The sequence below is a fragment of the Streptosporangium sp. NPDC049376 genome, assembly GCF_044466505.1.
Lineage (GTDB): Bacteria > Actinomycetota > Actinomycetes > Streptosporangiales > Streptosporangiaceae > Streptosporangium.
The window spans coordinates 114545-138062 of sequence record NZ_JBITMT010000012.1 but is presented as its reverse complement, the minus strand read 5'-3'; the positions used below and the strand labels follow the sequence as shown (position 1 = coordinate 138062).

The following is a 23518-nucleotide window of genomic DNA, read 5'->3' as shown; positions in this document are numbered from 1 at the left end:
ATGACGAGCCTGCACCTGCGCGACGTGCGCGTCACCATCGGCACGACCCCGGTCGTCACCGGCGTCAGCCTCACCGCGCCCTCCGGCGGGCGCGTCGGGATCGTCGGGCCGAACGGCAGCGGCAAGAGCACCCTGCTGCGGGCCGTCTACCGGCACCTTCCCCTGGCCGGGGGGAGCATCACCGTCGGGGACGAGGACCTGTGGGCGCTCACCCCGCGCCGGGCCGCCCAGCTGGTCGCCGCGCTGCCCCAGGAGACCCGTTCGGACTTCGACGTCACGGTCTGGGAGATGGCCGCGATGGGCCGGACCCCCCACAAACGACCCTTCGCCGCCGACACCGACCGGGACGTCGCCGCCGTCGCCGACGCCCTCACCCACACCGGGGTCGCCCACCTCGCGGGCCGCCGCTACGCCACGCTGTCGGGGGGTGAGCGGCAACGGGTGCTCCTGGCCCGTGCCCTGGCCCAGCAGACGCCCGTCCTGGTGCTCGACGAGCCGACCAACCACCTCGACGTGCGCCACCAGTTCGACCTGCTCGACCTGGTCACCTCCGCCAAGACCACCGTCGTGGCGGCCCTGCACGACCTCAACCTGGCCGCCGCCTACTGCGACCACGTCTACGTCCTGGCCGAGGGACGCGTGGTCGCGGACGGCCCGCCGTACGAGGTGCTCACCCCGCGGCTCATCAGGGAGATCTTCGGCGTGGACGCGCACGTCACCTCGGTCCCCGGATCCGGCGCGCCGCACCTCATCCTGCGTCCCGCGGAGGGGGGCCCGACGACCAGGTGAGCTTGACGGTGAGCTGACCCTCGGTCGAGGTCTTGGCGATCAGCGCCCCGGCCTCGGCGTTGAGCTTGACGCCGAACTCGATCTCGATCTGGTCCGGCCTGAGCCTGCCCGACCTGAAGGACTCAAGGGCGTCCGCCGCGGCGACCTCGACCTCGGCCAGCACCTCCCCGAAGCGGCGGGCCACGTCCGTCAGCCCCTTCCTTGAGACCCGCCGTACCCCCTCCTCGTCGGCCGTCTCCACCACGATGTGGCCACCGGTGGTCTCGAACCTGATCAACTCGGACACAGAATCTCCCCTAGTACGGCCATGCGGTCGCGTTCTTCAGGTAATGGGCCGGAGGTGGCCCCTTGTCCGGGTGGCCGGACAGCCAGGTGTCGTGGATCCGCTTCCACCGGCCGTCGGCGCGCAGCTCGTCCAGGACGTGGTTGGTGAACCTCAGCAGCTGGACGTCCCTCTTGCGGAAGGCGAAGCCGTGGGGTTCGTCGGAGAACCAGCTGCAGACGGGGTTGACGTTCCAGACGCACCTGCCGCCTCCGGGCGGCGGGGTCGTGCCTGGCAGCATCCGGGTGTCACCGCTCATCTCCCTGAGGCCGATCAGGATGTTCTCGTCGGAGGAGACGGCCTCGGCCTGTCCCTGCTCAAGCATCAGCAGGCAGTCGCTGGTCACTGCGGCGACGACCGGGACCAGCCCGACCTCCAGCTGCCTGACGTGGTCGATCGAGACGGTCGAGGCCCCGGAGCACACCCGTTTCCCGCGCAGGTCCTCCACCCGTTGGTAGGGGGACCCCCTGCGGACCAGCATGGTCTGGCCGGTGTCGAGATAGTCGCTCGAATAGGCGATCTCCGTGGCCCGTCTGCAGGTCGTGGTCATCGACTGGGCGAAGAGGTCGATGGTCCCGTCGTTGAGCCGCCTGACCCCCTCGGAGAAGGGCACCGTGACGAAGTCGACCCGCTGCCTGGCCTGTGACCCGAACAGGGCCTTGGCGACCTCCATCACCAGCTCGATCTCGAAGCCCTCGAACTCCCCCGTCCTCGGGTTGCGGAACGACATCCTGGGGGTCGACTGGGACACGCCCACCTTCAGCCGGTCCAGGCGGGGCCGTACCGGGGACGGAGGCAGGCTGTAGCGGGGGTCGCAGTCCGGTTCGTCCCTCTTTTTCGCGGGTTCCTGCGGCACGGAGAACATCGCGCCCGCGGGCGTCGGCTCGGTGATCGGCGGCGGCCGGTACGGCGTGGCGCAGCCGGAGGCCGCGAGCACCAGGGCGGCCAGGGTCACGGCGGCTCTTCTCACAGGTACTCCCTGATCCTGGGCCAGAAGCCGAGGCCGGCGGACAGGACGGCGCAGCAGCACAGCGCGACGGTCAGGAGTCCGAGCCGTGACGGCGCCGAGGGCACCTGTACGGCCAGCGCCTGGATCTGCCTGGCCCCGTCTTCGAGCTTCGTGGTGTTGTCCCGGTCGACCACCTCGAAGGCCGCCGCGAACCGTCCGCCGGGCAGCGCGGCGGCGACCGCCCCGTCGTTGTTCCCCGCGATCAGCTCCTGGTGGATCGAGATGGTGTAGGTCTGGCACCAGGTGGTCTCCCGCTCCGCGCAGCGCGCGTTCCGCCGGAAGTTGCGCAGCGACTGTTCCCAGTTGAACGGGCTGGTGCCGCCGAGCAGCAGGTAGGTGTCGGCGTAGGCGGTCAGCGCCGCGCGTTCTGCGTCCACGAGCCTTCGCTGGTCGATCAGGCGCGTCTCGATGGCGCCGAGCCGCCGGTCGGTCTCCGGCCAGTTGCGCAACGACCAGCCGGTGGCGCCGAGCACGACGGCCACCAGGACCGTGGCGCCGAGCAGCCCGAGGTTGAGCACCCGCCGCGTACGGCGCGCCAGCGACCACTGCGTCAGGACGAGCCCGGCGATCGTCGCCAGGAGCAGCAGAAGGTGGGCGGCCGAGGTGCGCAGCGCGGTGCTCTTGGCGTCGCGCAGGTTGTCGGTCTCGTCACGCTGGAGCCGCGCGGCGGCGGGCAGCAGCACCGTGCGCAGGTAGGAGCTGGCCTCGTGCAGGTAGGCGGCCCCGAGCAGGGCGGGCCCCACGGCCTTCCTCGCCTCGTCCGGGTCGGCCGTCTCGTCCTTCGCCGGGGCGATCAGCGTGCCCGCCCTATCCACCAGGCCGGTGTAGACGGGAAGCTGCAGGGCGATCTCGGCGACGTTGGTCGCCCGCGAGACGTCTCCCCCGGTCAGGCCGCCCGCGTCGGCCAGGCGCCGCCTGATCCGGTCGATCGCGTCGTCGTAGCGCTTTCGCAGGGTCGCCTGGGTCGTGGTCCCGGCCAGGAAGTGCCCGGTGGCCGAGGTGTCGGCCTTGGCGAGCGACTGGTAGATCACCTGGGCGTCGTCGCTCAGCCTGGCGGCCATGTCGGCCTGTTCCCCGCCCGCCCTCTGCAGGGCGTTGTCGGTGAGGGTTCCGGTGACGCCGACACCGATCAGCGTCGTCGCGGTGAGAATCATGTACAGCAGAAGTCTGGTCCGGGTGTGCCTGACTCTGATGTGACCGACCTCCGTATATACAGCTGGTCACCTTCGGCTTCGGCAAGAATGCCACAAAACTCGGCTTTCCTACCAGCGTTCGGCGCTTCCAGAAACCCTGGTAACCACCCCAATAGTCAAATCTTCCCCGTAATGCCGGCCGTTACGTAGTCTTTTACGGTGAGAGTTGAGCCGGGAGAGGAAACCTGGTGGGTACGAATCCGACAGGCCGGTGGCGAGGTCCTGGGAGCGGGGGTGCTGCTCGATCAGAAAACGGTTCTGACGTGCGCGCACGTCATTCCCGACCGCGCCGAGGAGGTCGTGGCGGAATTCGTCGGTCAGCCCGGTGCGCGTCCCGGCACGGCGAAGGTGGTCTCCTGGGTCCCGGCGGACGACGACCAGCGCGGTGACCTCGCCCTGCTCGACCTGGCCTCACCCGCGCCCCTGGAAAGACGGCCGGTGTTACGGCGGCCCGGTCTGTGGGGCCGCGAGGTCTACACGCGTGGTTTTCCCTCCCTCCTCGACGACGGCCTGTGGGTGCGGGCGCGGCTCGGCGGCCGGGCCGGTCCCGGTGGCGAGTGGATCCAGATGGACGCCGAGCCGTACCGGGAGATCCGCCGTGGGTTCAGCGGCGCGCCGGTGGTCGACGGGCGGACCGGCGACGTGCTGGGTGTCGTGGTCAGCGAGTTTCCCGGGCTCGCCGGGCTGGCGTGGATGATCCCGGTCGAGACGATCGTCCACCACCTTCCCGCCCTGGCCGGGATGGTCGCCGACAGTCCCTCCTTCACCGACCAGATCAGGGAGTTCTTCGGGCCCGGCCGTTCCGGCGGTGCGATGGTCGTGGTCACCGGGGACGCGCCGGTCTCCACCTCGCTGGCCGAGCCCGCGCAGCACGAGGAGGACGTCTCCGGCATGACCGTCGCCGAGGTGTCCCGGCAGGTGCACCGCGCCCTCGAACGGCACTCGGAGCGGCAGATGTTCGTGTTCGACGCCGTGGACGCGGCGGACGACCCGGAGACCCTCGCGCAGGAGGTGATCAGGCCGCTCACCGAGGCGGGTCATCAGGTGATCACCGGGCTGCGGCAGGAGTCCGCCCGGCTGCGCAGGATTCTAGACCAGCCCTCGGTGGCCCGGCGGCTTGAGGTCCTGGACGTACGGGTCACCGAGGCACGGGCGGCGGCGCGGGCGACGCGGGCACGGCACCGCGGGGTCGCCCGGCTGGTCACCCCCGTCCCCGACTGGCCGGACGACGGCCCCGCCCTGCAACTGCGGGTCAGGAGCCTGCGCAGAAATCCCACACTTCCCGATCTTGAGGAATGCGAGAGTGAGACAAGGGAACTTCTCCGCAAATCCACTGAGACTCATAGGGAACTCGATAGAATCAACGACGAGTACAAAAGCCTCAAAAGCCTTCTGAGGGCCTACCATTTGGGGTCGGGCGTCGAGCGCTCTGAACGTGACCGAATTCTGGCCGAACGATACACGCGGGCCCACCACCTGCTTTTCAGCCTGCCATGTGACCTCGCCGCGGCGAGCGAGGCGGTCGACCATTACATCCGCGCGCTGAAGGAGAACCGATGACTCCGTGCGCCTTCTGTTCCGGCCGGATCGACGAGGACGGTTTCTGCGTCGAATGCGGGCTCCCCGCCGGTACGGTCTCCCGGCCCGCCGACCCGGTCTCCCTGCCCGCCGTCTCCGGGAGCCGGACGCTCAGGGCCGCCGACGGGCTGGTCTCCGTGCCCGTCCCCTCGGGGAAGGACCCCTCGACCCGGGTGATCTCCGACCCCGGCCGGGTCCGGTTCAGCCGGAGGTGCCGCAAGGGGCACTTCATCAACTTCACCTACGCCGGGCAGCCCGCCGTGCTGAAGGGGTTCTGCCCGACCTGCCAGACGCCGTTCGACTTCGAACCACGCCTGGCGCCGGGCGAGCTCGTCGCCGACCAGTACGAGGTCGTCGGCCCCATCGCGCACGGCGGCCTCGGCTGGGTCTACCTGGCCCGTGACCGCCACCTCAACGACAACTACGTCGCGCTGAAGGGCCTGATCCAGCCCGACGACCCGACCGCGGTGAGCCTTGAGGTCTCGGAACGACGCTTCCTGATCTCGCTGGACCACCCCAACATCGTCCGCATCTACAACTTCGTCACCCACGACGACAGCCGGGGGGAACGCGGCGGCTACATCGTCATGGAGTATCTCGACGGCCAGTCGCTCGGCGAGGTCCTCGCCAACCGGCAGGCGCGCCCCGAGCCTGAGCACGTCCTCGCCTACGGCTACGAGATCCTCCTGGCGCTGGACTACCTGCACGGCCGTGGCCTGCTGTACTGCGACATGAAGCCCGACAACGTGATCATCACCCCCGAGCGGATGAAGGTCATCGACATCGGCGGGGTCCGGCGCGACGACGACAGGTCCAGCCCGATCGTGGGCACCTACGGCTTCCAGGTGAGCGCCAAGGAGATCAGGGAACGCGGCCTGACCGTGCGCTCGGACATCTACGCCGTCGGCAGGACGCTGGACAAACTCCTCGGCGTCGGCGGCCCGTCCCGCACAGGGCTGGCCGTCGAGTCGCTCAGGAGGCTGATCCAGCGCGCCTCGCACCAGGACTGGGAGCGACGCTTCGCCTCGGCAGCGGAGATGCTCGAACAGCTCAGGGGCGTGCTGCGCGAGGTCAGATCCTTCCAGCCGGAACACGTCCCGGCGGCCTTCGAGTCGTCCACGGTCTTCGAGCCGAGCGCCGAACTCCTCGACGGCGGCCTGAGCGCCGCCCCCCCGCTCGAACGCTGGACCCGTGACCGGAGCGGTGCCCTGCTCGGTCTCCCCCCGGCCGCCGCCCTCGTCGCCCGTGGCCTGCCCGTCCCCAAGGCCGACCCCGACGACCCGGCGGCGGGCCTGCTGGCGTCCATCGGGAACACCACCGCCCGTGGCCTGCTCGACCAGCTCTCCGAGGTCCGCCGGTCACCCGAGGTCGGGCTGCGCCGCTGCCGCGCCCACCTCGAACTCGACGAACTCGACGAGGCAGAGAGCAGCCTGTCCGGCGACGGCTGGCGGGTCACCTGGCACCACGGCCTGCTCGCCCTGGCCCGCGAGGAGTACGGCACGGCGCTGTCGTGCTTCGACCGTGTCTACGGCGCGTTGCCCGGCGAGACCGCGCCGAAGCTGGCCCGCGCGTTCTGCCAGGAACTCCTGGGCGACCTCCGTGCCGCAGAAGAGGGCTTCGACGTCGTGTGGCGGCGTGACCGCTCGCAGACCAACGCCGCGTTCGGGCTGGTCAGGCTGCGGGTGCGGGCCGGAGACCGGTCGGCCGCGGTCGGCGTCCTCGACGGGGTGCCGAAGGTCGCCCAGCACCACGACGCCGCCCGGGTCGCCGCCGTACGCGTGCTGTCGGAGGAGTTGCCCGGCGGGAACCTCCCCGGCGCCGACGACCTGACAAGGGCGACCCGGCTGCTGGCCTCGCTGGTCCTCGACGGGGGAGAGCCGACCGGCAAGGTCAGGGACCGCCTCACCGCGGCCGTCCGGGAGGCGCGTGACCGCTCCGCGCCGGACGACGAGGCGCGCCGGGAACTGGAACGGTCATATCTGAGACTCGCCGAGCAGGCCACCACCTGGCAGGACCGGGGCAGGCTGGTCGACCTCGCGCACTCCGTACACCCCTGGAGCCTGCTGTGACCCTGAGGTTCGAGCTGAACATCGACCAGGACCCGGTCCTGACCATCGGGAGGACCGAACTCGACGCCGTCCTCAGGGTCGCCGGGCAGCGACTCGACGGCCCCGCCGAGCGAGCCGAGCGGTGCGAGGTCCTCGTCATCGACTGCTCCGGCTCCATGGGCGGGCTGAACCGCAGGTCGGAAGGCCGCCGTCTGAAGATCGCAGCCGCGGTGAGCGCGACCATGACGGCGATCGACGTCCTGCCCGACGGGGTGCTCTTCGCCGTCGTCGCGGGCGACCACGAGGCCCGCACCGTCTACCCGCCGACCCCGGCGAGCGAGCGCACCAGGGCCGACGCCAGGGCGGCCGTACGCAGGCTGACCTGCAACGGCGGCACCAACATCGGCGCCTGGCTCACCGAGGCCCGGCGGCTGCTCGCCCCCCACCCGAACGCGCTCAGACACGCGATCCTGCTGACCGACGGCCGGAACAACGAGTCCTCCGAGGAGTTCGAACGGGCGCTGGCGGCCTGCGAGGGCGAGTTCGTCTGCGACGCCCGGGGCATCGGCGAAGACTGGGTGGCCCACGACCTGCAGCGGATCGCCACCGTGCTGCGCGGCTCAGCCGACGCCGTGGTCGACGACGCCGAGCTTGAGGCCGAGTTCAGGAGGATGGTCGAGGCGGCTCTCGGCAAGGTGACCCCGAAGATGGCGCTGCGCTTCACCACCACCCCGCCCGGCAGGCTGGTCTCCCTCAGGCAGGTCTATCCCGAGCGGGCCGACCTCACCGGGCACGTCACCGCGCTCGGGGACCGCGTCTTCGAGTTGGCCAGCGGCTCCTGGGGTGAGGAGTCCCGCGACTACCAGCTCCGCTTCGAGGTCTCCCACGAGGGCGCCCCGCACTTCACCGACCTGCGCGTGGCCCGCGTCGAGGCGGTGGTCGGCGGTGAGCGCCGTGGCGCCGCCAACGTCATGGTCCACTGGAGCGAGGATCCGGACGCCTCGGCGTTCACCAGCCACACGATCTCGCTCTACCAGGCCCAGGACAACATGAGCCAGGCCGTCGACGCGGGCCTGTCCGCCTACGGCAGGAACGACCTGCCCGGGGCCGAGCGCGAGTGGGCCCGCGCGGTCCGCCTGGCCGCCCGCTGCGGCAACCAGCGCGCCCTCGACGAGCTCCAGCGTTTCGTGGAGATCCTCGACCTCGACGAGGGCCGGGTCCGGGCCCGCCCCAACCTGAGCCACCACGACGTCCAGCTGGTCAAGGTGGCCCTGTCCCACTACGAACAGGCACCGGAGGAGGAACCCGCCGCCGTTCCCGCGGGCCCTCCCTGGGAGTGCGAATGCGGCCGTACCTCTCCCTCGGCCGCCAACTTCTGCATCCACTGCGGCCACCACCGCCGCCCCTGAGCCCCTTCCAAGAGCCAGGGCCGTCAACCACGCCGCACGGGTGAAGTGCCGTTCCTCAGCCTGCGGCCCCGTTGTCCCAGGGTTGCCGATCGCCCTGGAACAGCCGGCCACGCCGTACGGGCGAAGCGCGGTTCCTCAGCCGGCGGCCCGTTGCCCCAGGACCGTCACCTGCCTCAACCCCTGTCGCCCCGGGGCCGCCTCACGGCTTCCAGGCCGGGTCCCTGCCGATGAGGCCGAGCAGCCGGTCGAACGGCGGGGCGTCGTCGGGCACCGCGACCGGCGGCCCGAAGGCGCCGCGCTTCCTGCCCATCTCCGCCATCTGCCCGGTGAAGTCCAGCGCCCGCTCGACCGCCTCGGCGTCCGGCTCGTACGGCTCGCCGACCGCCCTGGACAGGTCCCAGCCGTGCACGACCATGTCGACGAGGAACATGTGGGCCAGCGTGGTCATCGGCATGCCCATGGCGGGGCTGACCCCTTCCCACACCTCAGGGCGCGACCAGACGGCCAGGGTGCGCTCGGCCCGCTCGGGGAAGTCACCCGCGTACGGCCCCTGCTCGACGCGCGGCCCGCCCTCGCCCACCGACTCGAACATCTCGGCCACCCACTCAAGGTGGTTGATCAGGCCTCTGACGTCGAACTCCGCACACGGCGTGGGGTCTCCCAGCCTCTCCTGTCCCGCTGTACGGACCACAGTGCGGACCAGGTCGGCGGTCTGTTCGGTGGCACGCCTCATCAGCGGCATCATGTCGTCCATGGCAGCCATCCTGCCCGGCTCGTCGGGAACGCGGCTTGTAGAAACGCGACAGCGCGGCTGGGTCGACCCGTACGCGGGTCTCGACGCCTTCGCCTTCGCCCGCCACGCGCCCGCCCCCGGCCTGGCGGCCCACGTGGACCACTTCTGGGTCGTCACGTGGACCGGCCTGGCCGAGCCGTACGAGCAGCGCATCGTCTCGCACCCGACCGTGAACATGGTGATCACCGAGGACTTCCACCGGGTCGTGGGCGTGATCAGGGGCGGGTTCTCCTACACGATGCGTGGCAGCGGCCGGGTGCTCGGCATGCGCTTCGTGCCCGGTGGCTTCCGGACGTTCCTCGGCGCCCCGGTCTCCACGCTGACCGACCGTTTCACGGAGATCGGCGAGATGTTCGGCGCGGCGGGCACGACCCTGGTCGAGCGGGTCCTGGCCGAGCCCGACGCGCGGGCCGCGATCACGCTCGTCGAGGAGCTCCTGCTCGGTCTGGAGCCTGAGCGGGACCCGCTCGCCGAGGAGGCCGCGGCGCTGGTCGCGCTGGCGGAGGACGACCCCTCGATGACCAGGGTCGACGAGCTGGCCGCCAGGTCGGGGCGGTCGACGCGCTCGCTGCAACGGCTGTTCCGCGACCACGTCGGCGTCGGCCCCAAGTGGGTGATCCGCCGTTTCCGGCTGCACGAGGCCGCCGAACGGATCTATCAGGGCCTCGACCTGGCCACGTTGGCCGCCGAACTCGGCTACACCGACCAGGCCCACCTGACCCGCGACTTCACCGCCGCGGTGGGCATGCCCCCCTCGGCCTACGCCCGCCTCGGCCGACGCCCCTGACCTCTCTCGGGACGCTCGGCCCTTCCCGCGCGGCCGGTCAGGGCCTCTGGTCTCGCCGGCCCTCTCACCCCTCTTCCTCGCCGGTCAGCTCCCGGACCCGCCGCAGCAACGCGGCCCTGCGGGCGTGAGCCCGTACGGCCAGCGCCAGCGCCAGCGCCACGAACACCCCGCCGACCGCCAGCGCGGCCCCGGCCCCTCCGCCACGTTGGACGGCCGCGACCACCAGCACAGCGGTCGTGGCGACGGCGGCGGCCAGTCCGATCCAGGCCGCGATCACCCGGTCCGCGGCGAACAGCGGCACCCGGCGTGTCACCAGCCATCCGCCGTATCCCGCCCAGGCCACACAGCACACCGTGAACACGGCGAAGGCCAGCCGGGTACGGCCCGGCAGCGGTCCGGGCTCGCCCAGCCACAGCGCGCCGACGAAGGCCGCACCGACCGACCCCGCCAGCAGCGCCGTCACGGCCCGCACCCGCCGGCCCTTGGACAGGGCCGACTCCAGCCCCTCGATCGTCTCCCGCGCCGACATGCGCGGCTCCTCCTCGGTCATGCCCGGTACCCCTTCCTCTCCAGATGCTCACGCGACAGCCGACGGGCCCGGTTCAGCCGGGACTTGACCGTGCCGACGGGGACCTGGCAGATCCGTGCGCAGTCCTCGATCGACAGGTCCTCCAGGTAGAAGAGGACGAGGATCTCCCGCTCCGGCACCGGCAGCTCCGCCAGGAGACCCACCAGTTCGGCGCGGTCGACCAGAGCCTCGACCGGGTCCTCGACGATCGCCCTGTCCGCCGCGAGCGCCTCGTGCTCCCTGGCGTACCGGCCGCGCAGCCGGTCTGTCACCGACCGGCGTGCGATGGTGAACAGCCAGGGCGCGAACCTGTCGGGTTCCCGCAGCCGGGGCAGGCCGCGGACCACGGCCAGCCAGACCTCCTGGGCCACGTCGTCGGCCCGCTCGGCGTCCAGCATGCGCCGCACATAGGTCCACACCGGCACCCGCCAGCGGTCGACCAGTTCCGTGAGCGCCGCCCGCTCACCCAGCTGGGCCCGCACCACGAGTAGTTCGTCGGTCATCGCGTCCTCCTGTCACCCTGCACAGTCGGACGGCGGAGCGATCAGGTTCACGGACACACAACCGGGCCTTCCACCTGGTATCGGGTGATGTTTCACGTGGAACAACCGGAAGCCGTCCCGAGATTCGCAAGATCACGCCTCCGCGCCCCCTGGTAGGTTGACGCCGGAACCAGGACAGAAGGGATGTGTCTCCTGTGCTCGACGATGCCGGTCTCCAGGCTCTCCGCGAGGCCGCCCGTTTCTCCCCGGACAACCTCCCGCTGCGGCGGCACCTGGCCGACCAGCTTCTCACCAAGGGATACCTCGCCGAGGCCGAGGCGGAGTACCGCGCGGCGCTCATGCTGGCACCCCAGGACCCGGACATCACAACCGGCCTGGCGGAGGCGTTCACCCGGCAGAGCGCGTACGGCGCGGCGCTGTCGATCCTGGAGCCGCACCTGGCGAGGGCCGGTTACCCACCGCGGTTGGGCGTGATCGCGGCCAGGGCACTGCTCGGTGAGGGCGAGACGGCCGGTGCGGCCCGCCGCTACCACGAGGCGGTCTCCCGCGACCCCTCGGTCGCCGCCCCCGACCTGGCCGCCCGGCTCTCGGCGCCGCCGCAGCCCGTGACGGCGCCGCCGAGCCCGCCTCGGGAGGCCGACTCGGAGGTCGAACGCTCCCGGTTCACCTTCGCCGACGTGGCGGGCATGGAGGCGGTCAAGGAGACACTGCGCCTCAAGCTCCTGCTGCCCGTGCAGCAGCCGGAGCTGTTCGCCGCGTTCGGCAAGCGGGCGGGCGGCGGGGTGCTGCTCTACGGCCCGCCGGGCGCGGGCAAGACACATCTGGCCAGGGCCGCGGCCGGTGAGCTCGGCGCGACGTTCGTCAGCGTCGGTCTGGCCGACATCCTGGACATGTACATCGGCTCCAGCGAACGCAACCTGCGCGCGGTGTTCGAGATGGCCCGCCGCAACCGGCCGTGCGTGCTGTTCTTCGACGAGGTCGACGCGCTGGCCGCCCGCCGGTCCGACATGCGCCAGGCGCACAACCGTCAGATCGTCAACCAGTTCCTGGCCGAACTCGACGGCGTGGACGACGGCGCCAACGAGGGGGTCCTGGTGCTGGCGGCCACGAACGCTCCCTGGTACGTGGACGTGGCCTTCCGCAGGCCCGGCCGGTTCGACCAGCTCGTGTTCGTACCGCCGCCCGACCCGGCCGCGCGCGCCGCCATCCTGCGCATCATGTGCCGGGACAAGCCGCTGGCCGAGATGGACTTCGACGCGGTGGCCCGGATCACCGACAGCTTCACCGGCGCCGACCTCAAGGGGGTGGTCGACCGCGCCGTCGAGGCCAAGCTCCAGCAGTCGATCAGCGCGGGCCGCATGATCCCCCTGGTCACGGCCGACCTGGTCACCGCCGTCGGCCAGGTCAGGCCGACCGCCGTACGCGAGTGGCTGACCACCGCCCGCAACTACGTGCTGCACGCCAACGAGTCCGGCGCCTGGGACGAGCTGATGCCGTGGATCAAGCGCATATGACGCCCGTCCAGGTCGCGCTCGAACGCGCGCGTGGCCTGCTCGGCCTGAACCGTCCGGTTGAGGCCGCCAGGGAACTGCGCGGCGCCGTCGCCGAGGACCCGCAGCACCCGACCGCGCACGCCCTGCTCGCCATAGCCCTGGCCGAACAGGGCGAGGTGGCCGAGGCCGCCGCCGAAGCCGGCGAGGCCGTACGGCTCGCGCCCGACTCCTGGTTCACGCACTACGCCGCCGGACAGGTCCACCACCGCTCAGGCCGGGCCGACCGGGCGCTCCCCGCCGTCACCGCCTCGCTGGAGCTGAACCCCGAGTACGCCCCCACCTGGGAGTTGCTGGCCCGGGTGCACATACGGAGCGGCCGGTGGAGCGAGGCGGCGAAGGCGGCACGTCAGGGGCTGAGCCTCGATCCCGAGGACCCCGACCTGGCGAGCCTGCTGGCGGTCGCCCTGGTCATGCTCGGTGACGCGGCCGAGGCCGTGCCCGCCGCGGCGCTGGCCGTACGCCTCGATCCGGAGAGCGCCGCGGCGCACCTGGCCTACGGCCGCGCGCAGCTGGCCTTCGGCGACCCCGGGGTGGCCGCGGACGCCTTCCGCGAGACGCTGCGGCTCAACCCGAGCTTCGACCACGCCAGGGACCTGCTCGTCCTGGCGCTCAAACGCCGCAATCCCCTCTACCGGCTGCTGACCCGGCTGCGCGGCAGGTTCCGCGGCGGCCTGCGTCTGGCGCTGCTGCTGCCCCTGGCGCCGCCGCTCATCGCCGTCTTCGTGCTCATCGCGGTCCTGCACTGGGCGGCGTGGGTCGCCGAGGCCTGGGCGACGCTGCGCCTGTACCGAGGCCGTACGACCCGGCTGCTGCTCGAAGGCACCCAGGTCCGTGTGGCGACGCTCTGCTGCGCGCTCCCGGTCGTGGGCGCGGCGCTGCTGACGTCGGGCGTGCTGGCCGGCCTCGAAGCGGTGGGTACGGCGGGCGCCGCGGCCATGGCCCTGGTCACCCCCGTCCAGGAGGCGGCCCACACCGGCTCCCGTCCCGCCCGGCTCCTCCTGTACGGCTGGGCGATCCTGCTCGCCCTCGCCGTCGTCGTGTCACTGCTCCTGACGACGACCACCGTCGCCCTGCTGACCACCTACGCCTCACTCGCCACGATCTGGCTCGCGACCGCCCCCCGCCGCCTGGCACACCGCACCGACGGCTGAGCCTCGCGGCAACCGGTCAGTTTTGGAGAAGCCGTCATGGCTTCGGGTTCCTAGGATGAGATTGTTCAGATCGAGCACCTTCTGAGAGGAAATCTGCCATGAAGGGCACCCAGTCGTCCGCCACCAACACCGAAGCCGCCGAGAAGTACGACGGGTTCACGGCCGAGGAGCGGGACGCGATGAAGGAGCGCGCCAAGGAGCTCAAGGCCTCCTCCAAGCGTGGCTCCCGAGCCCCCAAGGTGGACCCGGAGGTCGAGGTGCTCGCGAAGATCGCCGAGATGGAGGGGACGGACCGCGCCATCGCCGAGCGGCTCCACGACATCGTCAAGGACAACGCCCCCGCCCTCTCCTCGAAGCTCTGGTACGGCATGCCGGCGTACGCCAGGGACGGCAAGATCGTCTGTTTCTTCCAGCCCGCGCAGAAGTTCAAGGCGAGGTACGCCACGCTCGGCTTCAACGACCCCGCGACCCTCGACGACGGCACCATGTGGCCCACCGCCTTCGCCCTGACCGACCTGACCCCCGAGACCGAAGTCCGGATCGCCGCCCTCATCAAGAAGGCCGCCGGCTGAGACATCCCGCCTCCCCGCCGTCGCGTGGCTTCCTGGCGCGTACGGACTTCACATGTCCACGCGCCGGCCGCCTCCGGCAACACGACACCACGAGTTCCGGCACGGAGCCGCCGGACCGTGCCCGGCCTCGCCGGAGGCGACGTGCCCAAGGTGGGGACCACACTCGATTCCGGGCCTGCCGGCCGTACCCTCGGCCACGTGGGGTTCCGGGTGCGTGGGATTCCGGGTGCGAGAAAGGCGAAGGAACCGGCGCCCGGATCGGGCGGTGCGCGGTACGGCTGTGGCTCAGGCCGTCATCTTCCTCCCTGTTTTCCTCGTTCCACGTCCGAATCGGTGAACACCGGCCGCGTCCCCTACCGGAACCGACGGAACGGCCCGGCCATGTGGTTCGGCGTCGAACGTGACATGCCGACGATGCTCGAAGCTCCCAGAGCGGACGTCGTGATCTCGGGGATCAATTCGTCCTCCGGAAGCTTCTTCACATAAATGGAAAGCCTCGGCAGGCCACAGGGAATCCGGTTCGAACCGCATCCCTGACGACTTCCCGGTCACGGCCGGTTCGCCCGTCGAGCCCTGGTGATCAAAGAGCTAGAGTAATCCGAGGAAAGATCATTCCTGGCAGGGTTTCGTCTCCTCTCTCACCGGCTGCACAGATATGCCTTGACCGTACGATCAAAGATCACCCGGATGGGCCCGGTTTCGCCGGTCGCCTCATCACCGTCCGGCGAATCACGGCGTAGCGCGCGGCGATGAGCAGGAAGCACCGGAAGGAAAACAGTGGATTACTACGCCCATCGGGTGGCTGTGATCACGGGGGCGGGCTCGGGAATCGGTCGCGCGCTGGCCGTGAACCTGGCTCGGCGGGGCGCGCGGCTGGCGCTGTCCGACCAGAACGCCGAGGCGGTGGCCGAAACCGCGCGACGCTGTCAGCGGTTCGGCGCGCGGGTGTTCACGGACACGGTCGACGTGACCGACCGGCAGGCGGTTCTCCGCCATTCAGCCGCCGTCCACGAGGAATTCGGCCGTGTCGACATGGTCTTCTGCGTGGCGGGTGTCATCCACACCGGAAGGCTGATCAACTCCGAATTCAGTGACTTCGATCACGTGCTGAACGTCAATTTGCTGGGCGTGGTCAACACGGCCAAAACGTTTCTGCCTCTTCTGATCTCTTCGGGAGGCGGGCACGTCGTGACCGTTTCCAGTGCGTTCGGATTCTTCTCGGCGCCGTGCTACACCGCCTACAGCGCGTCGAAGTTCGCGGTGCGTGGATTCAGCGAGTCACTGCGACAGGAGATGCGACTCGACGGGCACCCTGTTTCGGTGACGTGTGTCTATCCGGGCGGTGTCCGTACACCGATCATGCGGAACGGGCGGTTCGCGAAAGGCGAAGACTCCGCCGCCGTCACAAAGAGGTTCGACACGAAGGTCGCACGGATGGACGCCTCCAGGGCGGCCGCGATCATCCTGCTCGGCGTGAGGCGCCGGCAGGCACAGGTGTTCGTCGGAGCGGACGCCAAGATCGCATGGATCCTCGTTCGCGCACTGGGGTCCGCCTACCAGCGTTTGGTGCTCTGGGTCGGGCGGCGATGACCTACCGTGCCCCGATGCCGACGAGACGGGAGACGGGGACGGCAGACCGCCGACCGAGGCCTTTGGCGGTGAACGACAAGAGACGCGCCCGAGCTTGTCGCCGAGGAGACAGCAGACGTCCTGAAGTCCGTCTGACCTCTCCTTCCTGACCACGGAAGCGGCCGAACACGGGCGCCGCATGCCGCGTCCTCCCCGTGATGAACGGTGAACACCGGAACGAGGGGTCCGGCTTCTCCTCCCTTTTCGTATCATCGACTATATGACCGGTGAGCCCTCACACCCCGTCCACTCCGGCGAGTGGCGCGTCTCCCACACCGAACGCGAGGCGGTGGTGGAAAGGCTGAGCAAGGCGGCGGCCGATGGGCGCCTCGACCTCGCCGAGCTGGACGGGCGGCTGGAGCGGGCGCTGACCGCCAGGACATACGCCGACCTCGCGCCTCTGACGGCGGACCTTCCCCCTGACGTTCCATCGGCCCCGAGAAAGCCGCTGGTCCTCCAGGGGGGTCTCGGTGGCGTCACCCGAGCCGGTCACTGGCAGGTGCCCGCGAAGGTGGTCGCGTCCGGCGGCATGGGTGGGGTCAAACTCGACTTCACCCAGGCCGGTTGTGATCTGCCCGAGGTCGAGCTGGAGGTGCACGGCCAGGCGGGCGGTGTCACGGTCATCGTTCCCGACGGCTGGGCCGTGGAGACCGTCGAGGTGAATCCGGGCCTCGGTGGCCTGAAGGACAAAGTCACCTCTCCCCGGCTCCCGGGCGCACCGCTGATCCGCATGAGCGGCACCGGTGGCGCGGGAGGTGTGGTCATCCGTCATCCCAACAGCTGGGAACGCCGGAAGCTGAAGCGGGAGCAGTCGCGGTGACGGGGATCTCCGGGTAAGCCGCGCACGAGCGCACGGGACGAGGCCGACGGTGAACTTCGAGGTCGTCACACATGTCATGGCGCCGCCGGAACGGGTCTTCGACATATCGCTGGACGTGGACGTCCACTCCGCCTCGATGGCGGGATCCGCGGAGGAGGCGGTCGACGGTGTGACCGCCGGTGGCATGCGGCTGGGCGACACCGTCACATGGCGGGCGCGGCACTTCGGCCTCCACTGGAGGATGACGTCCACGATCAGCGCCTACGACCGCCCCGCATACTTCGTCGACGAGCAGGTGTCAGGCCCCTTCGAGCGCTGGTACCACGCCCACCGTTTTCACGGTGACGACCACGGCGGCACGGTGATGAGCGACATCGTCGAGTTCGCCGCGCCTCTCGGCCCCCTCGGAAGAGCCGCCGAACTGCTGGTACTCCGCCATTACATGCCCAGGTTGATCCACATGCGGAACCAGTACATCAAGCGGGTCGCGGAAAGCGCTCCGTGACCGCGTCCGCCGCGTGATCACCACCACGAGAACCACGACCACGAGACCGGCCCGATCGCACGTTCAGCGGCACACGGCCGCCTCGCTGCTCAAGAGGCTCAGGATCACGCACGGGGTCTCAAAAGACGAGGAGACCATTCGAATGAGCCCGTCATAGCGAAACGCCCCGGAATCTGCCCGCTCCGAGGCGTTTATCGATGGGGCTACCAGGATTTGAACCTGGGGCCTCTCCCTTATCAGGGAATCACAAATACTCTGGACTTTGAGAGAACCGCCCTCCGACCAGGGATTCAGCGTCCGTGCGAGTTCCCCGGCGTTGTCACGCGGTTAGGGCACGCAAGACCCCGACCGCGTGTGCGGGGGCACGTGAGGATCTGCCCGCCCCACCTGACGGCCTTGGGACCGTTCCCCGCGCCGGGGAGCGCCTGACGCGTCGGTCAGCACCACGGCGAGGGTGAAGGTCCGTACCGGGGTGCCGAGAGCCGTCGTGTTCCGCCGTGGCCAAACGCTACCCGGCTACGTTCGGCTCTGCCGTACCAGAGAACCGCTGAACGCCCCCGTGACTGTTCCGAGGATGGTGTAGTTCGCCTGGATCTCCATTCTTTCCTGACCGGTCAGCCGGACACTCATTGTCAGATCCGCCAGGCAGGTCTGCCCCGATGGCGCGTTGGCCGGGGCGCCGGTGGTTCCGGCCTTCAAAACGAGGTGGTCGCCGTTGACCTCGGCGAGCTGCCAGCTACGTGAGCAGCCGGCCTCCTGACCCCAGTCGACGGCACGCTGGTCCGCGACGGTGTCGCCGACACTGCCCTGCTTTATCGTTATCTCGTCAGTTCCCGCCTCTTTTCCCTCCCTGGTGGGGTCGGGGAAGGTCATTGTGACCTGCCCCCTCCAGGTGCCGAGGTACTGCTCCGGCACAGCGCTGCTCCTGTCGCCGCTCTGGGGGAGCAGCCACGCCAGCAGGCTCACCACGAGCGCCAGCACGCCGGTGATCGCGGCGATGACTCCTGCACGCTCACCCACGTTCTGGCCCAGGAAAAGGGACCAGGAGACGCGCTTCCTTTTTCCAGAAAGGGTGTCACCGGGGTGAGGTTTCTCGGAGGCCTCGCCTGTTTCGGAGAGGCCTGTTCGCTCATTCTGGAGAGGAGGTACGGACCCGGCGGGGTCAGGATCCGTGGAAACCTCCGGCGCACTGTCGTTTCCGTCTGCCTGGTCAGCGGACTCGCATAACTCTTCCTTGCAGGATTCACTGGACTCTCTCGGCCCGGATTCCGGCATATCCGTTTCCAGCTTTCAATAGATGACGCTTCCCAGGTTTATCGAACACCTACCGGCGTTGCCCTGTCAGTACGTTGATCGGGTCCAGTGGTCGGCGACGAACAGGGCGTCGTCGGGGGGATCCCGGTCCTGACGCCGCCCACCCCGTCAGCTCCCGGGGTCTCGCGTGGCCGTACAGGCCCGACGCCAAGGTCACAGGGGGTCACACCCGGGCGCGACCCTTGACCAGCGAGAACAGAGAGGGCCACATCACACCCCCGCCATCCCCCTACTCGGGGGTCACACCCCCAACCCGGCCCGACGGGGACCGCCGGGACCCGGGTGTGAAAGTCCAACAGGGGGTCAGGCAAAGGGGGAGCCGGTCCGGCCGCACAACTTCCCCAGGCGAGCGCACGGTTTCGTACCAGGTGGCCATCGCCGCCTTCGCCCGCCAAGAGGAGATCACGGCCGTGCGGCACCGAACTGGTATACCTGCTTGTCGGTATAGTTGCGATTTGTCGGTATCCCCTGAGGGGAGACAGGGGGATCTTCCTGATGGGCAGCCGCTTCGGCCCGGTAGCAAAGCTCAGCGGTTCGTGGGCAGCCGCGCTCCTGGCGGGCCTGGGACTCGGTGTTGTCACCAATCTGGCCCAGGGCTGGCTTCCTGGCGCCTGGAACCAGGTCGCCAACTCCGGTGCTGTCTGGTGTGTCCCGGCGTTCGTCGTCGGCGCCCTGCTTGCCGGCTGGGCGTCAGCGCGGTCGGCTGCCACCGCCGGCCTGTGTGCCTCGATCGGTCTGGTCGTTGGGTACTACGGGTACGCGGAGTTCGGCCGTGACGGCATGGGCAGCCTCACCTATCCGCTGATCTGGCTCGCGATGGCGGTCGTCAGCGGCCCGTTGTTCGGCGTGGCCGGGCTGTGGTGGCGGAACGGACGTACCGTACGTCACCGTGTCATCGGCCTCGCCGCGCTGGGAGGCGTCTTCGGGATGGAAAGCATCATGTATGCCTTCGTCCTGCACTACGCCCCGCAGGCATGGGCCTGCCTGGCCGTCTTCGTCCTCGCACCGCTGCTGATGGCACGTCGAGGAGAACGGACGCCGACCCTGCTGACGGCCCTGGTCCTCGCGGCGCTGGCGTACCTGGTCGTCTCATTGCCACTTCAACACGTGTCGGCATGAAGTGAATCGCGGACCGCGGACACGGTAAGCCAGGCCATGTCAGCCGACCACGGCTTCGGCTTCACTGAGTCAGTTCCCTCATCCCTGTTCGGACGCCGCTCAGGCGACTCCACCAACGTCCGCCGGGCCCCCCTCGCGAGCTACGGCACGGCTTCGTCTCGCCGCTGTCAGACCCCGGTGTCCCCCTGGAGGAGATCTCTCGCCTGGTGGGCCACAGCGGCACGGCCGTCACGGAACGGGTTTACCACAAGCGGATCCGCCCGGTTCTCCAGAGTGATGGCCATGAACCGCGTCTTTGAGACCTGATCGGAAACGGTGGTCACGCGAAAAGCAGAAGGGCCGCCATCCGAAGATCGGAGAGCGGCCTTTTCGCTGGTCAGAAAAGTGGGGCTACCAGGACTTGAACCTGGGACCTCTTCCTTATCAGGGAAGCGCTCTAACCGACTGAGCTATAGCCCCTTGCGACATGAAGAACGGTATCGTATCCCGCTTTGGGAGGCGAATCCGTTCGGTCGAACAGGGAAAAGCTTACCCTGTCCCGACACCAGCTCGCGCCATGTCCCCGGCCCCACTCCTGGGGCGGCACCGGGGACACGACGGCGGTGGTTACTCGGCCTCGCTGAAGGTGACCTCGATGCCGCCGACCAGGTCGGAGGCGATGTTGTAGATCACCGCACCCAGAGTGGACAGAGCCGTGATCAGGACGACGTTCACAGCCCCGATCAGGGCGGTGTATCCGAGGATGCGGACCGGCTCGAACCAGGAGGCGACGTTGAAACCGTTCGCGGACGGCTTGCCGTCGGAGACGGTGAACTGGTTGACCGTCTGGATGATGCTGTCGAACACGCCGAGGCTGTTCAGCACCATGTAGAGCACCGCGACGGCGACGAACAGCACCACGAAGCAGACCAGGGAGACCACGAAGCTGAACTTCATGGCCGACCACGGCTCGACCCTGCGCAACACCAGGTGGGCCTTGCGCGGCGTACGCGGCGAGTTGTCGGAGGCCGGCTTCCTGGAGTCCTGCGACGGGGACGACAGGCCCGCGGGCGGGGGCGGCCCTCCCGAGGGTGACCAGGAGGAGTTTCCCTGCGGAGGGGTCGGACGGACGTGCACCGTGGTGTCGGGCACCTTGCCGTCCTCGGTGGTCGCCGTACCCGGCCTGCCCTTGCCGTCGGCCACCGGCTTGTCAGGCTCCGGGGCGGGCCTGCCACCCCCACCCGCTGGCGGCTCACCCGCCTTGGCAGGATCCGCTTCGACGGCTTTATCCATTTTCTCCGTCACCTGATCACGTGTTGACGAGGACGCGGGTCGCGATCCTGGCCTTGACTGGGCGCTCACGGGCTACTCACCTTCCCCGTTTTCCTCAGTCTCCAAAGAGTCAGCGTTGCGGGCGAGAGCCACGACACTGTCTCCATCGACCAGATTCATCAGACGCACCCCCATGGTCTGGCGACCAGACTGCTTGATCTCTCCTGCGCTGGTCCTGATCACCCCACCGACGGACGTGATCGCGAAGACCTCGTCCTCCGGCCTGACCATGACCGCCCCGACCAGCTTGCCACGGGAACTGACGATCTTCGCGGTCAGGACACCCTTACCGCCTCGCCCCTGCACGGGGTACTGGTCGGCGGGTGTGCGCTTTGCATACCCACCCTCGGTGGCGACCAACACATCTTCGCCGTCGGCGATGCGGTTCATCGCCAGCAGCTCGTCACCGTCGAGGAAACGCATGCCGATCACGCCGCTGGTCGCCCGGCCCATCGGCCGCAGGGCCTCGTCGGAGGCGGTGAAGCGGATCGACTGGGCTCCGCGCGAGATCAGCAGGAGGTCGTCCTCCTCGGAGACAAGCCTGGCCGCGATCACTTCGTCATCTTCTCGCAGATTGATGGCAATGAGACCACCAGAACGCGGCGAGTCGTACTCGGAAAGGCGCGTCTTCTTCACCAGACCGCTACGGGTTGCCAGCACGAGGTACGGCGCGACCTCGTAGTCACGCAGGGCGAGCACCTCCATGACGACCTCGTCCGGCTGCATGGCCAGCAGGTTGGCCAGGTGCTGACCGCGGGCGTCCCTGCCCGAGTCGGGCAGCTCGTAGGCCTTGACCCGGTAGACCCGCCCCTTGTTCGTGAAGAACAGCAGCCAGTGGTGGGTCGTGGTGACGAAGAAGTGGTCGACGATGTCGTCCTGGCGCAGCTGCGCACCCCGCACCCCCTTGCCGCCGCGCTTCTGCGCCCGGTAGAGGTCGGTGTTGGTGCGCTTGGCGTAGCCGCCGCGGGTGATCGTGACGACCATGTCCTCCTCGGCGAGGAGGTCCTCGATCGACATGTCGCCCTCGTAGGCGATGATCTCCGTCTTGCGCTCGTCGCCGTACTTGGCGGTGATCTCGGAGAGCTCGTCGAAGACGATGGTCCGCTGCCGCTCCGGCGAGGCCAGGATCTCCTGGTAGTCGATGATGTGCGCCATCAACGCGTCGTACTCGTCGGTGATCTGCTGGCGCTCCAGGGCGGCCAGCTTGCGCAGCTGCATGTCGAGGATGGCCTGCGCCTGGACCTGGTCGATCTCCAGCAGGGACATCAGGCCGCCCTGGGCGTCGGCCGCAGAGGGCGAACGCCGGATCAGCGCGATGACCTCGTCCATCCGGTCGAGCGCCTTGAGCAGCGCACGCAGGATGTGGGCCCGCTCCTCGGCCTTGCGCAGCAGGTAGCGGGTCCTGCGGACCACGACCTCGATCTGGTGGTCGACGTAGTGGCGGACGAACTGGTCGAGACGCAGGGTCCTGGGCACGCCGTCAACCAGCGCCAGCATGTTGGCGCCGAAGGTGGTCTGCAGCTGGGTGTGCTTGTAGAGGTTGTTCAGCACGACCTTGGCGACCGCGTCGCGCTTGAGCACGATGACCAGGCGCTGGCCGACCCGCGAGGAACTCTCGTCACGGACGTCGGCGATGCCGCTGATGCGGCCGTCCTTGACCGACTCCGCGATGGCCAGCGCGAGGTTGTCCGGGTTGACGATGTAGGGCAGCTCGGTGACGACCAGGCACTGACGGCCCTTGGCGTCCTCCTCGACCTCGACGATCGCCCGCATGGTGATCGAGCCGCGTCCGGTGCGGTAGGTGTCGTCGATGCCCCTGCGGCCCACGATCAGGGCGCCGGTGGGGAAGTCGGGGCCCTTGACCCGGGCGATCAGCTCCTCAAGGAGTTCGTCGTCGCTCGCGTCGGGGTTCTGCAGGGCCCACTTGACGCCGTCGGCCACCTCGCGCAGGTTGTGCGGCGGGATGTTCGTCGCCATGCCGACCGCGATGCCCGCCGAGCCGTTGACCAGCAGGTTCGGGAACCGCGACGGCAGGACCAGGGGCTCCTGGGAGCGGCCGTCGTAGTTGGGCTGGAAGTCGACGGTCTCCTTGTCGATGTCACGGATCATCTCCATGGCGATCGGCGCGAGCTTGCACTCGGTGTAACGCATGGCGGCCGGCATGTCGTTGCCCGGCGATCCGAAGTTGCCCTGGCCGTCGACCAGGGTGTAGCGCAGCGCCCACGGCTGTGCGAGCCGTACGACCGTTCCGTAGATCGAGGAGTCGCCGTGCGGGTGGTAGGAACCCATCACGTCACCGACGACACGGGAGCACTTGAAGTAGCCGCGGTCGGGGCGGTAGCCGCCGTCGTACATGGCGTAGAGCACACGACGGTGCACCGGCTTGAGGCCGTCACGGACGTCGGGCAGCGCGCGGGACACGATGACGGACATCGCGTAGTCCATGTAGCTGCGCTGCATCTCCGACTGGATGTCGACGGGTTCGATGCGCTGGTGCTCCGCCGGCGGAGTGTTCACATCCGTCACTGGGATGGGTCCTTTACGA

At 69.4% G+C, this 23518-nt stretch carries 21 protein-coding genes and 1 tRNA gene; 12 read left to right on the top strand and 10 right to left on the bottom strand.

Features of this window, described 5'->3' with window-relative positions:
- Entirely contained in the window at positions 1–789 is a 789-nt protein-coding gene (locus ACIBVQ_RS27275; protein ID WP_399180858.1) for an ABC transporter ATP-binding protein, read from the top strand.
- Here ACIBVQ_RS27275 and ACIBVQ_RS27270 read toward each other — a convergent pair.
- Genes ACIBVQ_RS27270 through ACIBVQ_RS27260 form a run of 3 tightly spaced genes read right to left on the bottom strand, consistent with a single transcriptional unit; the run spans position 749 to position 3274 of the window.
- Positions 749–1075, bottom strand: coding sequence for a CU044_2847 family protein (locus ACIBVQ_RS27270; RefSeq protein ID WP_362917143.1), 327 nt, complete (start codon positions 1073–1075; stop codon positions 749–751). The two genes, ACIBVQ_RS27275 and ACIBVQ_RS27270, sit on opposite strands and share 41 nt — an antisense overlap.
- 10 nt (positions 1076–1085) lie before the next feature.
- Complete coding sequence (locus ACIBVQ_RS27265) at positions 1086–2081, bottom strand: transporter substrate-binding domain-containing protein (RefSeq protein ID WP_352013603.1); 996 nt, start codon at positions 2079–2081, stop codon at positions 1086–1088.
- Entirely contained in the window at positions 2078–3274 is a 1197-nt protein-coding gene (locus ACIBVQ_RS27260) for a hypothetical protein (RefSeq protein ID WP_399180856.1), read from the bottom strand. The genes ACIBVQ_RS27265 and ACIBVQ_RS27260 overlap by 4 nt, the downstream gene beginning before the upstream one ends.
- A gap of 198 nt (positions 3275–3472) precedes the next feature.
- Here ACIBVQ_RS27260 and ACIBVQ_RS27255 point away from each other — a divergent pair, with 198 nt between their 5' ends.
- Genes ACIBVQ_RS27255 through ACIBVQ_RS27245 form a run of 3 tightly spaced genes read left to right on the top strand, consistent with a single transcriptional unit; the run spans position 3473 to position 8348 of the window.
- Positions 3473–4873, top strand: a complete 1401-nt coding sequence (locus ACIBVQ_RS27255) for a serine protease (protein ID WP_399180854.1) — start codon at positions 3473–3475, stop codon at positions 4871–4873.
- On the top strand, positions 4870–6960 hold the full coding sequence (locus ACIBVQ_RS27250) for a tetratricopeptide repeat protein (protein ID WP_399180852.1): 2091 nt from the start codon (positions 4870–4872) through the stop codon (positions 6958–6960). Before ACIBVQ_RS27255 ends, ACIBVQ_RS27250 begins: the two co-directional genes overlap by 4 nt.
- Complete coding sequence (locus tag ACIBVQ_RS27245; protein WP_399180850.1) at positions 6957–8348, top strand: VWA domain-containing protein; 1392 nt, start codon at positions 6957–6959, stop codon at positions 8346–8348. The genes ACIBVQ_RS27250 and ACIBVQ_RS27245 overlap by 4 nt, the downstream gene beginning before the upstream one ends.
- Positions 8349–8547: 199 nt before the next feature.
- Here the strand turns inward: ACIBVQ_RS27245 and ACIBVQ_RS27240 are convergent, their stop codons facing one another.
- On the bottom strand, positions 8548–9102 hold the full coding sequence (locus tag ACIBVQ_RS27240; RefSeq protein WP_362917151.1) for a TIGR03086 family metal-binding protein: 555 nt from the start codon (positions 9100–9102) through the stop codon (positions 8548–8550).
- Here ACIBVQ_RS27240 and ACIBVQ_RS27235 point away from each other — a divergent pair.
- Entirely contained in the window at positions 9101–9928 is an 828-nt protein-coding gene (locus ACIBVQ_RS27235) for a DUF6597 domain-containing transcriptional factor (RefSeq protein WP_399180848.1), read from the top strand. The genes ACIBVQ_RS27240 and ACIBVQ_RS27235 overlap by 2 nt on opposite strands.
- 64 nt (positions 9929–9992) lie before the next feature.
- Here the strand turns inward: ACIBVQ_RS27235 and ACIBVQ_RS27230 are convergent, their stop codons facing one another.
- Entirely contained in the window at positions 9993–10478 is a 486-nt protein-coding gene (locus tag ACIBVQ_RS27230; protein ID WP_399180846.1) for a hypothetical protein, read from the bottom strand.
- Positions 10475–10999 (bottom strand): RNA polymerase sigma factor, encoded by a 525-nt coding sequence (locus ACIBVQ_RS27225; RefSeq protein WP_399180844.1) that lies wholly within the window; start codon positions 10997–10999, stop codon positions 10475–10477. The genes ACIBVQ_RS27230 and ACIBVQ_RS27225 overlap by 4 nt, the downstream gene beginning before the upstream one ends.
- A 194-nt stretch (positions 11000–11193) precedes the next feature.
- Between ACIBVQ_RS27225 and ACIBVQ_RS27220 the strand changes: the two genes are divergently transcribed.
- The 6 genes from ACIBVQ_RS27220 (at position 11194) to ACIBVQ_RS27195 (ending at position 17229) form a co-directional block, all read left to right on the top strand.
- Positions 11194–12513 (top strand): AAA family ATPase, encoded by a 1320-nt coding sequence (locus ACIBVQ_RS27220; RefSeq protein WP_399180842.1) that lies wholly within the window; start codon positions 11194–11196, stop codon positions 12511–12513.
- Positions 12510–13703, top strand: coding sequence for a tetratricopeptide repeat protein (locus tag ACIBVQ_RS27215; protein ID WP_399180840.1), 1194 nt, complete (start codon positions 12510–12512; stop codon positions 13701–13703). Before ACIBVQ_RS27220 ends, ACIBVQ_RS27215 begins: the two co-directional genes overlap by 4 nt.
- 98 nt (positions 13704–13801) lie before the next feature.
- Positions 13802–14275: an iron chaperone gene (locus tag ACIBVQ_RS27210; RefSeq protein ID WP_399180838.1), complete on the top strand. Its 474-nt coding sequence runs from the start codon at positions 13802–13804 to the stop codon at positions 14273–14275.
- A gap of 777 nt (positions 14276–15052) precedes the next feature.
- Entirely contained in the window at positions 15053–15865 is an 813-nt protein-coding gene (locus tag ACIBVQ_RS27205; RefSeq protein WP_399180836.1) for an SDR family NAD(P)-dependent oxidoreductase, read from the top strand.
- A gap of 259 nt (positions 15866–16124) precedes the next feature.
- Positions 16125–16724 (top strand): DUF1707 domain-containing protein, encoded by a 600-nt coding sequence (locus tag ACIBVQ_RS27200; RefSeq protein ID WP_352013617.1) that lies wholly within the window; start codon positions 16125–16127, stop codon positions 16722–16724.
- Between the two features lie 49 nt (positions 16725–16773).
- The gene (locus ACIBVQ_RS27195; RefSeq protein ID WP_386190907.1) at positions 16774–17229 is read left to right on the top strand and encodes an SRPBCC family protein; all 456 of its coding nucleotides are present in this window, start codon (positions 16774–16776) and stop codon (positions 17227–17229) included.
- A gap of 516 nt (positions 17230–17745) precedes the next feature.
- Here ACIBVQ_RS27195 and ACIBVQ_RS27190 read toward each other — a convergent pair.
- The gene (locus ACIBVQ_RS27190) at positions 17746–18504 is read right to left on the bottom strand and encodes a hypothetical protein (RefSeq protein WP_399180833.1); all 759 of its coding nucleotides are present in this window, start codon (positions 18502–18504) and stop codon (positions 17746–17748) included.
- Between the two features lie 534 nt (positions 18505–19038).
- Between ACIBVQ_RS27190 and ACIBVQ_RS27185 the strand changes: the two genes are divergently transcribed.
- On the top strand, positions 19039–19662 hold the full coding sequence (locus ACIBVQ_RS27185; protein ID WP_399180831.1) for a DUF6518 family protein: 624 nt from the start codon (positions 19039–19041) through the stop codon (positions 19660–19662).
- Between the two features lie 385 nt (positions 19663–20047).
- Here the strand turns inward: ACIBVQ_RS27185 and ACIBVQ_RS27180 are convergent.
- The 3 genes from ACIBVQ_RS27180 to gyrA form a co-directional block, all read right to left on the bottom strand.
- Positions 20048–20121: transfer RNA gene (locus tag ACIBVQ_RS27180), tRNA-Ile, on the bottom strand.
- A 147-nt stretch (positions 20122–20268) separates the two neighbouring features.
- Positions 20269–20934 (bottom strand): DUF3566 domain-containing protein, encoded by a 666-nt coding sequence (locus tag ACIBVQ_RS27175; RefSeq protein ID WP_399180829.1) that lies wholly within the window; start codon positions 20932–20934, stop codon positions 20269–20271.
- Between the two features lie 72 nt (positions 20935–21006).
- Positions 21007–23499: a DNA gyrase subunit A gene (gyrA, locus tag ACIBVQ_RS27170; RefSeq protein WP_352013622.1), complete on the bottom strand. Its 2493-nt coding sequence runs from the start codon at positions 23497–23499 to the stop codon at positions 21007–21009.
- Between the last annotated feature and the right edge of the window lie 19 nt (positions 23500–23518).

Coding starts and splice junctions, on each gene's coding strand:
- ACIBVQ_RS27275 (WP_399180858.1), top strand. CDS start 1: ATGACGAGCCTGCACCTGCGCGACGTGCGCGTCACCATCGGCACGACC.
- ACIBVQ_RS27260 (WP_399180856.1), bottom strand. CDS start 3,274: ATGATTCTCACCGCGACGACGCTGATCGGTGTCGGCGTCACCGGAACC.
- ACIBVQ_RS27250 (WP_399180852.1), top strand. CDS start 4,870: ATGACTCCGTGCGCCTTCTGTTCCGGCCGGATCGACGAGGACGGTTTC.
- ACIBVQ_RS27235 (WP_399180848.1), top strand. CDS start 9,101: ATGGCAGCCATCCTGCCCGGCTCGTCGGGAACGCGGCTTGTAGAAACG.
- ACIBVQ_RS27240 (WP_362917151.1), bottom strand. CDS start 9,102: ATGGACGACATGATGCCGCTGATGAGGCGTGCCACCGAACAGACCGCC.
- ACIBVQ_RS27230 (WP_399180846.1), bottom strand. CDS start 10,478: ATGACCGAGGAGGAGCCGCGCATGTCGGCGCGGGAGACGATCGAGGGG.
- ACIBVQ_RS27225 (WP_399180844.1), bottom strand. CDS start 10,999: ATGACCGACGAACTACTCGTGGTGCGGGCCCAGCTGGGTGAGCGGGCG.
- ACIBVQ_RS27215 (WP_399180840.1), top strand. CDS start 12,510: ATGACGCCCGTCCAGGTCGCGCTCGAACGCGCGCGTGGCCTGCTCGGC.
- ACIBVQ_RS27210 (WP_399180838.1), top strand. CDS start 13,802: ATGAAGGGCACCCAGTCGTCCGCCACCAACACCGAAGCCGCCGAGAAG.
- ACIBVQ_RS27200 (WP_352013617.1), top strand. CDS start 16,125: ATGACCGGTGAGCCCTCACACCCCGTCCACTCCGGCGAGTGGCGCGTC.
- ACIBVQ_RS27190 (WP_399180833.1), bottom strand. CDS start 18,504: ATGCCGGAATCCGGGCCGAGAGAGTCCAGTGAATCCTGCAAGGAAGAG.
- ACIBVQ_RS27185 (WP_399180831.1), top strand. CDS start 19,039: ATGGGCAGCCGCTTCGGCCCGGTAGCAAAGCTCAGCGGTTCGTGGGCA.
- ACIBVQ_RS27175 (WP_399180829.1), bottom strand. CDS start 20,934: ATGGATAAAGCCGTCGAAGCGGATCCTGCCAAGGCGGGTGAGCCGCCA.